We start from the raw sequence: 13844 nt of genomic DNA, 5'->3' as shown, positions 1-13844 counted from the left end.
GTCAGCCGGCCAGCATGGCGGCGCCAAACGCCAGCATCACGGCGCATGTGCCGGGCGCGATGCGCCATGCATAAGATCGCGTGCCTTTGACGAAGGCCACCACGCACTTCAGTGACGAATTGGCCACCAGCGCGGCGAAGATGCCGCGCAGCGCATCATCGCGGGCGATGCGGCCGATCGCGTCCAGCTGCGCCGCCGAAGCCGCGGCGGCGTGGACGTCGATCAGCCCGGACAGCGCCATCACGCCCGCCGTGCTGCCAGGCCCGAGCCACTCGCGCGCCATCGCGGCCAGCGCCATCACGCCGGCGAGCAGGGCGACGAAGCGGACCGCCGCCAGCGGCTCGAACGGACGCGTTCCGGCCAGTGCGCGCACCTGGTCGCGGTCGGTCAGGAGGTGGCGGCTGGACATCAGCGCGGCGAGCACCGCGGTCGCGCCTGCGACTACGAGCGGCACGGCCAGTTGCCGCAGCAGCGAAGGCGAGACCGTTCCCAATACGACCGCCAGCTGCGCCACTGTGCCGACGTTGGACATCAGTCCTGCGCTGGCCGCCGCCGGGGCCAGTGCCGGCGACAGGCGGGCGCGCTCGCCCATGCCGGCGATGGTGGCGGTGCTGGATACGAAACCGCCGGCCAGGCCGGCCAGTCCCAGCCCCAGGCGCGAGCCGAACACGCGCAGTGCGAGGTAGCCGAGCGAAGCGATCGCCATGATCGCCACGGCCAGCCGCCACAGCTTGCGCGGGTTGAGCACCTGCCACGGGTCGATGGCGCGGTCAGGCAACAGCGGCAGCACCACGAACACCGCTACGACCAGGATCAGCAGATCGTGCAGCTCCCGCTCGGACAGCCAATGCCTGGCCAGGGCATGCAACCGGGCCTTGCTGGCCAGCACGACCGCGACGATCACGCCCAGGGCGCTGGCCAGGGCACGTTCGTGCAGCGCCAGCATGCCCAGCAGGAAGGCAGCCAGCATGGCCACTTCCGCGGTCGGGCCGGCGCCATCGGCGCGGCGTTGCCAGCGGCTCATGGCGACCAGTGCGGCCACGGCGAAACCGGTCGCCAGGATGGCTGGCGTGCCAAGCAGGTCTGCCACCGCGCCAGCCAGGGTGAGCAGCACGAAGCTGCGCAGGCCGGGTTCGCCGCGCGGGCGGTCCGAACGGCCTTTGGCGCGTTCGCGCTGCAAGCCGATCAGCAACCCGATACCCAGGGCCGCCGTCAGGCCGGCCAGGTCAGGCGCTGACACGGCCGCTTACCGGCAGACCAGCACCGACACGTCGCAGTTGAGTATCACCTTGCGCGTCGAGTCGCCTTGCAGCAGTTCGCTCAGCCCGCCGCCGGCATGCGCCCCCATCACGACCAGGTCGCAGCCATATTTCGTGGCTGCGCCGGCGATGGCGGCGTAGGGGCGGTTGTCGAACACGTGTTCGGTTTCGCAGGTGACGCCGGCGGCCGTGGCGGCGGCCAGTACGCCGCCCAGATGCTCGTTGGCGCGAACGATCGCGCGCAATGCGGGCATCTCGCCCTGGATGACGTCGGCCACCAGGCTCACCGCCGGTTCCGGCGCGAGCACCCGCAGCACGCGCAGCCGCGCACCCAGTCGCGCGGCCAGCTCGACACCGGCGCGCTCCGCGCGGCGCGCGGCCGGCGAATCGTCGGTCGCCAGGAGAATGTGCTTGAACATGAGTGGCTCCTCCGCGGGCAGTGGCCCGCGCATGGAATCAGCCTCGCGCGGCTGCGGCGGCGGCTTATTGATGCCGGTCAAGCGCCGGTGCCGGGGCGCGGCCGGCCGTCCCGATCGTGCCCGCCAGTGGCGCGCAGTTGATCGGCGTCAAATCATGCCGGGTGCGAGAGGCATACACAGGGCATGACGATTTCCGCTCGCCGGGGACGGCGCCATCCATCGACAGCCAGGGCCATGCCATGACCACGACCGCACCGCAGCCCGCCAAGGGCTCCTTCGAAAACTTCCCGCACCTCCTCGCCGGCACGCACTGGATCGAGCATTTGCGCGACGGTACGCCGGTACTCATCCGGCCTTTGCGCGCGGAAGACCGCGAGCGCGAAGAGGACTTCATCCGCCGACTGTCGCCCACTGCGCGCCGCTATCGGTTCCTGGGGGATTTCCGCCAGCCGAGCCAGGCGCTGGTCGACCAGCTGATGAAGGTGGATTTTCCGCGCCAGGTCGCCTTCGTGGCGCTGCTGCACGACGAAGGCAAGTTGCGCGAAATCGGCGTGAGTCGCTACGCCGCCACCAGCGAAGAGCACCAGTGCGAATGCGCGGTGACGGTCGCCGATGACTGGCAGAACCGGGGGCTTGGCGTGCTGTTGATGCGCCACCTGATCGACGTGGCGCGCGCCAATGGTTTCAAGCGCATGTTCTCGATCGACGAGGCATCGAACGAATGCATGCACAGCCTGGCCGACTTCCTCGGTTTTCGCCGCGAGTTGTCGCCGGACGATCCCGCTCGCGTGATGCACACGCTGGACCTGTGACCGGAGCCGCCCATGACCTTGCGCCTGCATCGATTCGACGCGTCCAGTCGCGCCGCCATCCCGCGCGGCGAGATTCGCCATTTCCCGACGGAGATTCTCGCTTTGGTGACGTCGGCCGGCCCCTGGAGTCCCGCGGTCATGGCGGCCTTCGCGCTGGCCAAGCCGTGGGATAGTCACGTCACCGGATGCTTCGTCGATCCGGTGCTGCGCACCTTGCATGGCGTGGATGCCGAGCCCAGCGTGCTGTCGCTGCTGCTGGAGCTGCCGCGCGATACGGAGGGCGAGGCCGAGGCCTTCGCGACGCTGGCGCGCCGCTGCGGCGTCGAGGGGGCGACCTGGATCTGTGCGCAAACCGGGCTGGCGCGCTCGATGCACCAGCTCGGCGCCTGGCACGACCTGATCGTGCTGGAGCGCGATATCGGCAATGACGATGGCGGCTTCGAGCTGCTCGGCGAGGCCTTGCTCGGCTGCCGTAAGCCCTGTCTGGTATTGCCGCCGCGCTGGGACAAGGAGCTGGCATTCGAGCGCGTGCTCCTGGCGTGGAATGGCAGTCTCGAAGCGGTGCGCGCGATTCATGCCTCGCTGCCGTTCCTCGCGCTGTCGCGCGAGGTGGTGCTGGTCGACGGCGCGGCCCCGGTGCTGGAGGACGACGGCAAGGTTATGCCGTACTTCCATCCGATCGAGCATCTGGCACGCCATGGCATCGCCGTCACGCGGCGGCGTATCCATACCTCCGCGCACGAGGCGGGCGACGCGCTGCTGCACGAGGCCGGACGGATGAATGCGGATCTCCTGGTGATGGGCGCTTACGGGCGCTCGCGGCTGCGCGAGCGAATTCTCGGCGGCGCCACGCGGCGGGTGCTGGCACAGGCGTCCCTGCCGGTGCTGATGCAGCACTGAGCGTTCAATCCAGCGCGATCACCTCGTGCAGGTCGGGAATCCGGCTGGCGATGCCGCGTTGCTGCAGCATCTCGCTCATCGCGGCCATGCCGCGCTCGTATTCGCCATGTACCAGAAAGACTTCGCGCCGCGCCGAGTGGCCCAGCCAATCCAGCAGCGCGCCCTGGTCGGCATGCGCGGAGAAACCATTGATGGTCCATACCTGCGCGCGCACCTGGATATCTTCGCCGAACAGCCGCACCGACCTGGCGCCATCGACGATGCGCCGCGCCAGCGTGCCCTGCGCGGCATAGCCGACGAACACCACGCTGCTGCGCTCGCGCCACAGATTGTGCTTGAGGTGATGCCGCACCCGGCCGCCGGTGCACATGCCCGAGCCGGCCAGGATGACTGCGCCGTTCTCGATGCGGTTGATCGCCATCGACTGTTCGACGTCGCGAATGAAGCGCAGCCCCGGCATGGCGAAGGGGTCGCTGTCGCGCAGCTGGTCGAGAAACGGCCGGTCGAAGCATTCGGGGTGGCGGCGGAAGATCTCGGTGGCCGAGATCGCCATCGGCGAATCGAGGAACACTGGCATGCGCGCGGGCAGCTTGCCCCCGGCGGCGCCCAGGTGCAGGTAGTAGAGGATTTCCTGGGCGCGTTCCAGTGCGAAGGTCGGGATTACCACGTTGCCGCCCCGCGCAAAGGTTTCGTTGATGGCGCGATACAGCTCTTCCACCGAGTCGGGCAGGGCGCGATGCGGGCGATTGCCATACGTCGTTTCCATCACGACGTAATCGGCCGCCGGGGCGGGCGTGGGATCGCGCAGGATCGGCCGCCCGGGATTGCCCAGGTCGCCCGAGAACAGCACGGTGCACGTGCGCCCCTGATCTTCCAGCGTGAGCAGAATGGAGGCCGAGCCAAGAATGTGGCCGGCATCCAGATAGCGCGCCGTAATGCCGGGCGCCACGGTGATGGAGTGGTCGTAAGCCACCGGCTGATCGAAATAATCCAGGCTGTGGAACGCATCGTCGAGCGTGAACAGAGGCAACCCGGCGTGCTCGCCGCGACGCCGGCCGCTGCGTTCGGCGCGGGCGGCATCTTCTTCCTGCAGGCCGGCGGCATCCAGCAACACGATGCGGGCGAGGTCGCGCGTCGCCGATGTGGTCAGGATTCGCCCCTGGAAGCCCTGCCGCACCAGGCGCGGGATGCGGCCGCAGTGATCGAGATGCGCGTGGGTGAGCAGCAGGGCATCGATATCCGCCGGGTCGAAGCCGAATGGCTGGTAGTTCAGGTCATGCTGGTCGCTGCCGCCCTGAAACAGGCCGCAATCGATCAGGATGCGCCGCTCTCCGCAGCGCACCAGATGGCAGGAGCCGGTGACTTGCCTGGCCGCGCCGTGGGCGCTGTAGCTCATGCCTGCGCTCATGCCTGCCGCCTCCGCGATCCTGGCGAGATATCGCCAGCAGCACTCGATGAGAGCCTCAGCGGCATACCAGCACCGGCACCACGCTGGTCTGCAGCACCCGCTGCGTCTCGCTGCCCAACAGCAGCTTGGTGATGCCGCGCCAGCCGTGCGAGGCCATCACGATCAGGTCGCAATGGAGTCGCTGCGCCTCTTGCACGATCCGGTCGCCGGCCAGGTCGCTGACCACGTGGCCGCCGTCGTAAGGCACGCCGGCTTTCTCGGCCAGGCTGCGCACTTCGGCGAGATAGGTTTCCGCGCGTTCGACGGCGCCTTGCATGTAGGTGGCTTCGGTCGCCGCGAGCATCTCCGCCACGTAGGTGAAAGTGTGGAATGGCGGAATCACGTGCAGGGCATGGACGCGCGCCCCGCACGAGCGGGCTAGTTCGATGCCGAGCTTGACGCCGCGCAGGGATACTTCGGAGCCGTCGGTCGGTAAGAGAATGTGCTTGAACATCGGTGTCTCCTTGCGCATCGCGGCGGTCAGCGGCAGCTGTAGCCGCCATCGATCACCAGTTCGCTGCCGGTGATGAATTTCGCTTCGTCCGAGGCCAGGTACACCGCGCCCCAGGCGATGTCGTCGGCCTCTCCCATGTGGCCCAGCGGATGCAGGGCGGCGACGCCTTGCCGGTTGGTGGCCGCATCGCCGTCGAGGGTGGCGAGGTGGTGTTCCACCATGGGCGTCCAGATGAAGCCCGGATGGATCGAGTTCACGCGGATGCGATCGGCCGCATAGAGCAGGGCATCGGTCTTGCTCATCAGGCGTACCGCGCCCTTGGAGGCGTGATACGGCGGCACGTCCGGCGCGCCGACCAGGCCATAGATCGATGAGAGATTGATGATGCTGCCGCCGCCGGCCTGGCGCATCGGCGCGATGGCGTGCTTGGTGCCGAAGAACACGCCTTTGACGTTGATCGCCTGCACGCGGTCCCATTCGGCCTCGGTCAGTTCGTGCGTGGGCTTATTGGCGCCGGAGATGCCGGCGTTGTTGATCAATACGTCCATGCGTCCGAAGTGCGCGACGGTATCGGCCACGGCGCGGCGCACATCGTCTTCCACCGCCACGTCGGCGTGCAGGTAGCAGGTGCGCTCGCCGAGTTCCTGTGCGAGCGCGCGTCCGGGTTCGTCCAGGACGTCAACGATCGCCACGCGCGCGCCGGCCTCGACCATGCGCCGCACGCAGGCGGCGCCGATGCCCAGTGCGCCGCCAGTAATCAGGGCGACTTTGCCTTCGAGCCTTTTCATCGGTGATCTCCCAAAAGTTGCCCGGCCGGTCTGTGCCGCCATGCTGGTCAGGCATGGCCCGCGATCCGTGCGATCGATCGACGTGCCGGGTCGATGGCGTCGCCAGTCCTGGCCTCAGAAGCGTTTCGAGAGCGCCGGGATGTCGCGCATGGCAGGTCTCCGCAGAGACGTGATCCGTGTCTGCAAGGCACTGTAGGCAGGCGGCGCGGGAGCGTGTTGATTTGCGTCAATCGACGCTGGCGTGCGCAGGCCGGGCGTCGTGAAGGTCATGACGCCGGGAGGTCGGCATGAACGTTCGATGCGCCGTATCGACATGCGTGGCGCGGCGACGCCATGCCTATGGCTCGGGCGGAGTGCCGGGGCGGGATCGGCGGTGTGGGTGTTATCGGCGCGAGCCGGTCATCGCGCTCGGGCCTGTACCGGGCGCGTCGTCAGTGCGAGTCGCCCGCCACATCCGAGCCGCTGCCGCCGACCAGGATGTCCAGGTCGGCGCCGAGGTGGGCCTGCTGTACGTGGTCGACGTAGAGCTTCGCCCAGCCGCGTTCCGGCGCCGGCGGTGCTTTCCATTCGGCGCGCCGGCGTGCCAGTTCGGCGTCGTCGAGGTCCAGATGAAGGCGGCGGCCGGGCACGTCCAGTTCGATGATGTCGCCGTCGCGCACCAGTGCCAGGTTGCCGCCGGCGGCGGCTTCGGGCGAGACGTGCAGTACCACGGTGCCGTAGGCGGTGCCGCTCATGCGCGCATCGGAAATGCGCACGATGTCGGTGATGCCGCGGCGCAGCAGCTTGGGCGGCAGCGGCATGTTGCCGACTTCGGCCATGCCTGGGTAACCGCGCGGGCCGCAGTTCTTCAGCACCATCACGCAGGTTTCGTCGATATCCAGTGCGTCGTCGTCGATGCGCGCCTTGAAGTCGTCGATGTTCTCGAACACCACGGCGCGACCGCGATGTTGCAGCAGGTGCGGGGAGGCTGCGGAGGGCTTGATCACCGCGCCGTGCGGCGCGAGGTTGCCGCGCAGCACGGCGATGCCGGCTTCGGGCTTGAGCGGTGCTTCGATCGGGCGGATCACTTCGCGGTTCCAGCACGGCGCGCTGGCGATGTTCTCGCCCACCGTGCGGCCGTTCGCGGTCATGGCGCCGAGGTCCAGGTGCGAGGCGATTTCGCGCAGCACCGCAGGCAGGCCGCCGGCGTAGTAGAAATCTTCCATCAGGTATTCGCCCGATGGCTTGAGATTGACCAGGCAGGGCAGGTGGGAGCCGAGCCGGTCCCAGTCGTCCAGCGTCAGGTCGACGCCGAGGCGGCCGGCCAGTGCCAGCAGATGGATCACCGCATTGGTCGAGCCGCCGATGGCGGCGTTGGCGCGGATGGCGTTCTCGAAGGCGGCGCGGGTGAGGATCTTCGACATGCGCAGATCCTCATGCACCATTTCCACGATGCGGCGGCCCGACAGGTGTGCCAGGCGGAAGCGGCGCGAATCCACGGCCGGGATCGCTGCGTTTTCCGGCAGCGACAGTCCCAGGGCCTCGACCATGCTGGCCATGGTCGAGGCGGTGCCCATGGTCATGCAGCTGCCCTTGGAGCGCTGCATGCAGGCTTCGGCCTCGACGAATTCCTCCTGCGCCAGCTCGCCGGCGCGCACCATTTCCGACATGCGGATCACGCCGGTGCCCGAGCCGATCGGCTGGCCGCGCCAGTTGCCCGACAGCGAGGGGCCGCCGGACAGGCCGATGGTCGGCAGGTCCACGCTGGCTGCGCCCATCATCAGTGCGGGCGTGGTCTTGTCGCAGCCCATCAGCAGCACCACGCCGTCGATGGGATTGGCGCGGATGGACTCTTCCACGTCCATGCTGGCCAGGTTGCGGAACAGCATGGCCGTGGGGCGCATCTGGGTCTCGCCCAGCGACATCACCGGGAATTCCAGCGGAAAGCCGCCGGCCTCGTAGACGCCGCGCTTGACGTGCTCGGCCAGCTCGCGGAACGAGCTGTTGCATGGCGTCAGCTCCGACCAGGTATTGCAGATGCCGATCACCGGGCGCCCGTCGAACAGGTCGTTGGGCAAGCCCAGGCCCTTGAGCCAGCTGCGGTAATAGAACCCCTGTTTGCCTTCGCGGCCGAACCATTCCTGACTGCGCCTGAGCGGCTTCTTGGGTGAACCCATGGGTGGCGTGGAAGACCTTGGCTGTAGACGGGAAACGGCGCGCTTCGGCGCGGGCCGGACGGCTTTACGGCCAAAATCCTAGCGGGCATAGTGATACGGTAAAAATAACAAATTTCACTAATTCGATATGCATACGTATATCGATAGCGCCCGACGGAGGGCAGGCATGCAAGGTCGACAAGTCACGGCAACACCCATCACCACCTCGTCCATGGCCGAGGTCCGCTATCCCGATCTGCAGGGGCGGCGCGTCTTTATTACCGGTGGCGGCAGCGGCATCGGCGCGGCGCTGGTGGAAGCTTTTGCCGCGCAAGGGGCGCAGGTCGCGTTCGTGGATCTGGCCGAGGCGCCGGCCGCCGCGCTGGCCGAGCGAGTGGACGCCGCGGGGCATGCCCGGCCCTGGTGGCGGCGCTGCGACGTCGCCGACGTGGCAGCCTTGCAGCTGGCCATCGCCGAGGCGGCGGCGGAGCTTGGCGATTTCCACGTCCTGGTCAACAACGTCGGCAGCGACGATCGGCATGCGCTGGAGGAGGTCACGCCCGCGTACTGGGATCGGCGGATCGCGATCAACCAGCGGCCGGCGTTCTTCGCCATCCAGTCGGTGGTGCCGGGCATGCGGCGCCTGGGCGGCGGGGCCATCGTCAATCTCGGTTCCACCGGGTGGCAGACCAAGACGGCGGGCTATCCCGTGTACGCCGCCGCCAAGTCCGCCATGCACGGCCTGACCCGCGGGCTGGCGCGGGAGCTGGGTGCCCGGCGCATCCGCATCAATATCGTCACGCCGGGCTGGGTAATGACCGAGCGCCAGGTGCAGCTGTGGCTGGACGACGCGGGCGAGCGCGAGCTTCAGCGCAGCCAGTGCCTGCCCGACAAGGTGTACCCGCGGGACATCGCGGCGATGGTGCTGTTCCTGGCGTCGGATCAGGCGCGGGCATGCACGGCGCAGGAGTTCGTGGTCGATGCCGGGTGGTCGTGAGCGCGTCGCGCGCTCAGGCGTAGACCTCGGCCGCCACCTCGTTCAGCGCCTGCAGCACGGTCTTCGCGCCGGGCGACAGCAGCCAGTCGGTGCGGGTGATGATGCCGAACGAATCCATCCGGCAGGACAGCTCCACCGGCACGATCCGCACCATGCCGTGCTCGGCGTAATGCAGGGCGACGTCCCGCGGCACCACGGCCAGGTAGTCGCTCTCCTGCAGCATCTTGGTCAGGAACAGCAGTGCGGCGGTGCCGATCACGCGCTGCGGTGCCTGCAGGCCGGCGCTGCGGAACATCAGCTCGAAACGGTGGCGCAGCACGCTGCCTTCCGGCGGCACGATCCAGGCCGCGCCGGCCAGGTCGTCCAGGTCGGGCGCGGGCAGGGCGAAGATGGGGTGCTTCGGCCGCGCGATGGCGCAGACCTCTTCTTCGGCCAGCGCCTGGTAATGCAGGTTGCGGTTGTCGTGGCCGGCGAACAGGCGCCCGACCATCAGGTCGAGGCGGTTCTGCTCCAGTCGCTCGAGCAGCACGTCGCTGCTTTCCACCAGCAATGACACGCGCAGGTCCGGGTGGGCCTGGGAGATCCGCGCGAGCGCCGTGGGCAGCAGGCTGACTGCCGCGCCGGCGATGGCGCCGATGGCGACCGCGCCGGCGCGTCCGGCCTTCAGTGATTCGATCTCGGTGCCGGCGGCATTCAGGCCGGCGAGGGCGATCCTGGCGTGGCGGATCATGCTTTCGCCGTACCAGGACGGGCGCATGCCGCGCGGCAGCCGTTCGAACAGTGATACGCCGAGCATGTCCTCCAGATCCTTGAGCAGCTTGGACGCCGCCGGCTGGGACATGTTGAGCACCTCGGCGGCGCGGTGGATGTTGCCCTCTTCCTCGATGGCGATCAGCAGCATCAGCTGGCGGGTCTTCAGGCGCGCGCGGACGAACCAGGGCGTGGGACGCATGACAGCCTTTCGATAATAGATTTCATATAGGTTACGACGAAATATCTATTTGTCGTATATCGATTTCACATGCAGGATCGACATGTTTCCGACCTGCCGCGCTGGGGTGCGCACAGGTCCGGGGTTCACTTTTTGGGGCTGGCGCTGCCGCCGGCGGGGATGCGACACGATGCGCTTGATCCAGCTGCTTGACGATTCCGGTGCCACGCGAGTGGGGGTGGTCGATACGTGGGGCTCGCAGGTTCGTCTGCTGGATGACGTGGATTCGACCTACGCCCTGGCGACCCTCGCCATCCAGGGCGGGCGCAGCCTCGATGCGCAGGCCGAACGGCAGGGCGGCGAGACGCGACTCGACTACGCAGCACTGCTGGCGAGCGACCGTGTGCTCACGCCGCTGCACCATCCGGACCCGGCGCATTGCCGCGTCACCGGCACCGGCCTGACCCACCTGGGTAGCGCCGCGGCACGCGACGCCATGCATCAGAACCTCAAGCAGAAGGCCGAGGCCGGCGCGCTGACCGACTCGATGCGGATGTTCCAGTGGGGTGTGGAAGGCGGCATACCCAAGGGCGATGCGCCCGGTGCGCAGCCCGAGTGGTTCTACAAGGGCGACGGCAGCATCGTGGCGGCGCCGGGCGCCGCTCTGTCGTCGCCGGACTTCGCCCTGGATGGCGGCGAGGAGCCGGAACTGGTCGGGCTGTACTTGATCGGTCCGGACGGCACGCCGCATCGCCTGGGCTTCGCCATCGGCAATGAGTTCTCCGATCACGTTACCGAGCGCCAGAACTACCTGTACCTGGCGCATTCCAAGCTGCGCGCCTGCGCGGTCGGGCCGGAGCTGCGCACCGGCGAGCTGCCGTCGGATCTGCGCGGTTCCAGCCGTATCCGCCGCGGCGATGCGGTGCTGTGGGAGAAGCCGTTCCTGACCGGCGAGGCCAACATGTGCCACTCGCTGGCCAACCTAGAATACCACCACTTCAAGTACGCCGCGCATCGCCGGCCCGGCGATGTCCATCTGCATTTCTTCGGTACCGCCACGCTGAGCTTCGCCGACGACGTGCGCGCGCAGCCTGGCGATGTCTTCGAAATCGAGCTGCCCGAACTCGGCGCGCCGCTGCGCAATCCGCTGCGCGGCGCGGCGACCACTTTCGCGTTGCACGGGGTGCGTCCGCTGTGATGCCGGTCGGCCGTGGCGGCAACCGGATGGGAGGATGGATGAAGAACGCATGCGTACTCGGCGCCACGCTGCTGCTCGCGCTCGCCGGTTGTTCGCGCGATGCGGGCAAGCAGGCCGGGCAGGTCACCGTGGGCTTCAGCCAGGTCGGTGCCGAAAGCGAATGGCGCACCGCCAATACCGCATCGGTGAAGGCGGCGCTGGTTGCGCCGGGCTTCGACCTGAAATTCTCCGATGCGCAGCAGAAGCAGGAAAACCAGATCAAGGCGTTGCGCTCGTTCATCGCGCAGCGCGTGGACGTGATCGCCTTCTCGCCGGTGGTCGAATCCGGCTGGGAGCCGGTGCTGCGCGAAGCCAAGGCCGCCCGCATTCCGGTGGTGCTGACCGACCGCGCGGTGAAAGTGTCTGACGACTCGCTGTACGCCACGCTGATCGGTTCGGACTTCGTCGAAGAAGGGCGCAAGGCCGGGCGCTGGCTGCTCAAGGACAGCGACGGCAAGCCCGGTCCGATCCGCGTGGTCGAGCTCCAGGGCACGGTCGGATCGGCGCCGGCGATCGATCGCATGAAGGGTTTCCACGAGATCATCGACACCGACAAGCGCTTCGAGCTGGTGCGTTCGCAGAGCGGCGACTTCACCCGCGCCAAGGGCAAGGAAGTGATGGAGGCCTTTCTCAAGGCCGAGGGTGGTCATATCGACGTGCTGTTCGCGCACAACGACGACATGGCGATCGGCGCGATCCAGGCGATCGAAGAGGCCGGGCTGAAACCGGGCAAGGACATCCGCATCGTTTCTATCGACGGCGTGCGCGGGGCGTTCGAGGCGATGAAGGCGGGCAAGCTCAACGCCACCGTCGAGTGCAATCCTCTGTTCGGTGCGCAGCTGGCGCAGTTGATTGGCGACGTTCACGCCGGCAAGCCGGTGCCCCGCCGGATCGTGGTCGAGGAGGGTGTGTTCACCCAGGATCAGGCCGCAGCCGAATTGCCGGGACGCAAATACTGATGACGGCGGTGCCGCCCGTGCTGCAGGCGCGCGGCCTGGGCAAGCGCTTCGGCGCGACACTGGCGCTGGACGATGTCGATCTGGTCCTGCGCGCGGGCGAAGTCCATGCCCTGATGGGGCAGAACGGCGCCGGCAAGTCGACCTTGATCAAGCTGCTCACCGGGGTGGAATGCCCCGATCGCGGCAGCATCGAACTCGATGGTCGCGTCATCGCACTGTCCGATCCGGCGCAGGCGCAACGCGAAGGGATCGGCACGGTGTATCAGGAAGTGAACCTGTGCCCGAATCTGTCGGTGGCCGAGAACCTGTACGCCGGGCGCTATCCGCGCCGGCGCTGGCTCCGCGCCATCGATTGGCCGCGGGTGCGTGCCGACGCGCGTGCGCTGTTGCGCCAACTGCACCTGGAGCTCGACGTCGATGCGCCGCTGGGCAGTTATCCGGTGGCGATCCGCCAGATGGTGGCCATCGCCCGCGCGCTGGGTGTGTCGGCGCGCGTGCTGATTCTCGACGAGCCGACCTCCAGCCTGGACGAGGGCGAGGTGAAAGAGCTGTTCCGGGTGATCGCGCAATTGCGCGAGCGTGGCATGGCGATCCTGTTCGTCACGCACTTCCTCGATCAGGTCTATGCCGTGAGCGATCGCATCACGGTGCTGCGCGATGGTCGACGTGTCGGCGAATACGCGGTGGCCGAGCTGCCGGCGCCGGCCCTGGTGACCGCCATGGTGGGGCGCGAGCTGTCCGTATCGGAACGTAGTGCGGAGGATCGGGCCATCCCGGGCGACGCCCCGCTGGCCATCGATGCGCACGGGCTGGCCTGTCGCGGCAAGCTGCATCCGGTGGATCTGCAGGTGCGGCGCGGCGAAGTGCTTGGCCTGGGTGGCCTGCTGGGCTCCGGGCGCACGGAGTTGGCGCGGCTGCTGTTCGGCCTGGATCGTGCCGAACGGGGCGAGCTGCGCATCGGCGAGGAGAGCGTGCAGCTGCGTCATCCGGCCGAAGCGGTGGGTCGTGGCCTGGGCTTGTGTCCGGAAGAGCGCAAGAGCGAAGGCATCGTCGCCGAGTTATCGGTGCGCGAGAACATCGTGCTGGCGCTGCAGGCGCGCAAGGGATGGCGGCGCGGCATGTCGCGCGCCCGGCAGGAAGTACTGGCCGAGCGCCTGGTGCGGGCACTGGGCATCAAGGCTGCCGACATCGAGACGCCGGTGGGGCTGTTGTCCGGCGGCAACCAGCAGAAAGTGGTGCTGGCGCGCTGGCTCGTCACCGAGCCGAGGCTGCTGATCCTGGACGAGCCCACGCGCGGCATCGACGTGGCCGCCAAGCAGGAGCTGATGGCCGAGGTGGCGCGACGCGCACGCGAAGGCATGGCCGTGCTGTTCATCTCGGCCGAACTGGAAGAGCTGACCCGCTGGTGCGACCGCATCGCGGTGATGCGCGAGCGACGCAAGGCCGGCGAGCTGCCTGGCGGCAGCACCGAGGCACGGGTGCTCGCGATGATCGCCGGGGGCTGAG

At 68.2% G+C, this 13844-nt stretch carries 13 protein-coding genes; 6 read left to right on the top strand and 7 right to left on the bottom strand.

From position 1 onward, the window contains the following. Position 1: 1 nt before the first annotated feature. Positions 2–1240 (bottom strand): MgtC/SapB family protein, encoded by a 1239-nt coding sequence (locus ACNR9O_RS09430; protein ID WP_473681210.1) that lies wholly within the window; start codon positions 1238–1240, stop codon positions 2–4. Positions 1241–1246: 6 nt separating this feature from the next. Next, the gene (locus ACNR9O_RS09425; protein WP_473681212.1) at positions 1247–1678 is read right to left on the bottom strand and encodes a universal stress protein; all 432 of its coding nucleotides are present in this window, start codon (positions 1676–1678) and stop codon (positions 1247–1249) included. A gap of 239 nt (positions 1679–1917) precedes the next feature. On the opposite strand from ACNR9O_RS09425, the gene ACNR9O_RS09420 reads away from it, so the two are divergent. Both ACNR9O_RS09420 and ACNR9O_RS09415 read left to right on the top strand, forming a co-directional pair. Beyond that, positions 1918–2490, top strand: a complete 573-nt coding sequence (locus ACNR9O_RS09420; protein ID WP_473681214.1) for a GNAT family N-acetyltransferase — start codon at positions 1918–1920, stop codon at positions 2488–2490. A 12-nt stretch (positions 2491–2502) separates the two neighbouring features. Then, positions 2503–3390, top strand: a complete 888-nt coding sequence (locus ACNR9O_RS09415) for a universal stress protein (protein WP_473681216.1) — start codon at positions 2503–2505, stop codon at positions 3388–3390. 4 nt (positions 3391–3394) lie between these two features. Here the strand turns inward: ACNR9O_RS09415 and ACNR9O_RS09410 are convergent, their stop codons facing one another. The 4 genes from ACNR9O_RS09410 to ACNR9O_RS09395 all read right to left on the bottom strand — a co-directional run bounded on the left by ACNR9O_RS09410 (position 3395) and on the right by ACNR9O_RS09395 (position 8235). Further along, positions 3395–4798: an MBL fold metallo-hydrolase gene (locus tag ACNR9O_RS09410; protein WP_473681218.1), complete on the bottom strand. Its 1404-nt coding sequence runs from the start codon at positions 4796–4798 to the stop codon at positions 3395–3397. Positions 4799–4853: 55 nt separating this feature from the next. Further along, positions 4854–5291 carry a universal stress protein gene (locus ACNR9O_RS09405; RefSeq protein ID WP_473681220.1) on the bottom strand — a complete coding sequence of 146 codons (438 nt, stop codon included), beginning with the start codon at positions 5289–5291 and terminating at the stop codon, positions 4854–4856. 26 nt (positions 5292–5317) lie between these two features. Beyond that, positions 5318–6079 carry a glucose 1-dehydrogenase gene (locus ACNR9O_RS09400; protein WP_473681222.1) on the bottom strand — a complete coding sequence of 254 codons (762 nt, stop codon included), beginning with the start codon at positions 6077–6079 and terminating at the stop codon, positions 5318–5320. A gap of 431 nt (positions 6080–6510) precedes the next feature. Further along, positions 6511–8235, bottom strand: a complete 1725-nt coding sequence (locus ACNR9O_RS09395) for an IlvD/Edd family dehydratase (protein ID WP_473681224.1) — start codon at positions 8233–8235, stop codon at positions 6511–6513. Positions 8236–8446: 211 nt separating this feature from the next. Between ACNR9O_RS09395 and ACNR9O_RS09390 the strand changes: the two genes are divergently transcribed. Continuing rightward, positions 8447–9211, top strand: a complete 765-nt coding sequence (locus tag ACNR9O_RS09390; RefSeq protein WP_473700770.1) for an SDR family NAD(P)-dependent oxidoreductase — start codon at positions 8447–8449, stop codon at positions 9209–9211. Between the two features lie 13 nt (positions 9212–9224). On the opposite strand, the gene ACNR9O_RS09385 is transcribed toward ACNR9O_RS09390, so the two are convergent. Then, positions 9225–10163, bottom strand: a complete 939-nt coding sequence (locus ACNR9O_RS09385; RefSeq protein ID WP_473681228.1) for a LysR family transcriptional regulator — start codon at positions 10161–10163, stop codon at positions 9225–9227. A gap of 169 nt (positions 10164–10332) precedes the next feature. On the opposite strand from ACNR9O_RS09385, the gene araD1 reads away from it, so the two are divergent. From araD1 to ACNR9O_RS09370, 3 genes are read left to right on the top strand one after another with little or no spacing between them, the layout of a single operon-like run. Next, on the top strand, positions 10333–11340 hold the full coding sequence (gene araD1 / locus ACNR9O_RS09380) for an AraD1 family protein (protein WP_473681230.1): 1008 nt from the start codon (positions 10333–10335) through the stop codon (positions 11338–11340). Positions 11341–11378: 38 nt separating this feature from the next. Then, complete coding sequence (locus ACNR9O_RS09375; protein WP_473681232.1) at positions 11379–12338, top strand: ABC transporter substrate-binding protein; 960 nt, start codon at positions 11379–11381, stop codon at positions 12336–12338. Next, complete coding sequence (locus tag ACNR9O_RS09370; RefSeq protein WP_473681234.1) at positions 12338–13843, top strand: sugar ABC transporter ATP-binding protein; 1506 nt, start codon at positions 12338–12340, stop codon at positions 13841–13843. The genes ACNR9O_RS09375 and ACNR9O_RS09370 overlap by 1 nt, the downstream gene beginning before the upstream one ends. The last annotated feature ends 1 nt before the right edge of the window (position 13844 follow it).

Source organism: Dyella sp. CR10, assembly GCF_055814425.1.
Note: the sequence above shows the minus strand (reverse complement) of the source record. Positions and strands in the feature narration are given on the sequence as shown.

What these genes read in the sequence shown, in the direction of transcription:
- ACNR9O_RS09425 (WP_473681212.1), bottom strand. Translation starts at nt 1,678, where the DNA reads ATGTTCAAGCACATTCTCCTGGCGACCGACGATTCGCCGGCCGCGCGC.
- ACNR9O_RS09420 (WP_473681214.1), top strand. Translation starts at nt 1,918, where the DNA reads ATGACCACGACCGCACCGCAGCCCGCCAAGGGCTCCTTCGAAAACTTC.
- ACNR9O_RS09415 (WP_473681216.1), top strand. Translation starts at nt 2,503, where the DNA reads ATGACCTTGCGCCTGCATCGATTCGACGCGTCCAGTCGCGCCGCCATC.
- ACNR9O_RS09410 (WP_473681218.1), bottom strand. Translation starts at nt 4,798, where the DNA reads ATGAGCGCAGGCATGAGCTACAGCGCCCACGGCGCGGCCAGGCAAGTC.
- ACNR9O_RS09405 (WP_473681220.1), bottom strand. Translation starts at nt 5,291, where the DNA reads ATGTTCAAGCACATTCTCTTACCGACCGACGGCTCCGAAGTATCCCTG.
- ACNR9O_RS09400 (WP_473681222.1), bottom strand. Translation starts at nt 6,079, where the DNA reads ATGAAAAGGCTCGAAGGCAAAGTCGCCCTGATTACTGGCGGCGCACTG.
- ACNR9O_RS09395 (WP_473681224.1), bottom strand. Translation starts at nt 8,235, where the DNA reads ATGGGTTCACCCAAGAAGCCGCTCAGGCGCAGTCAGGAATGGTTCGGC.
- ACNR9O_RS09390 (WP_473700770.1), top strand. Translation starts at nt 8,447, where the DNA reads ATGGCCGAGGTCCGCTATCCCGATCTGCAGGGGCGGCGCGTCTTTATT.
- ACNR9O_RS09385 (WP_473681228.1), bottom strand. Translation starts at nt 10,163, where the DNA reads ATGCGTCCCACGCCCTGGTTCGTCCGCGCGCGCCTGAAGACCCGCCAG.
- araD1 (WP_473681230.1), top strand. Translation starts at nt 10,333, where the DNA reads ATGCGCTTGATCCAGCTGCTTGACGATTCCGGTGCCACGCGAGTGGGG.
- ACNR9O_RS09375 (WP_473681232.1), top strand. Translation starts at nt 11,379, where the DNA reads ATGAAGAACGCATGCGTACTCGGCGCCACGCTGCTGCTCGCGCTCGCC.
- ACNR9O_RS09370 (WP_473681234.1), top strand. Translation starts at nt 12,338, where the DNA reads ATGACGGCGGTGCCGCCCGTGCTGCAGGCGCGCGGCCTGGGCAAGCGC.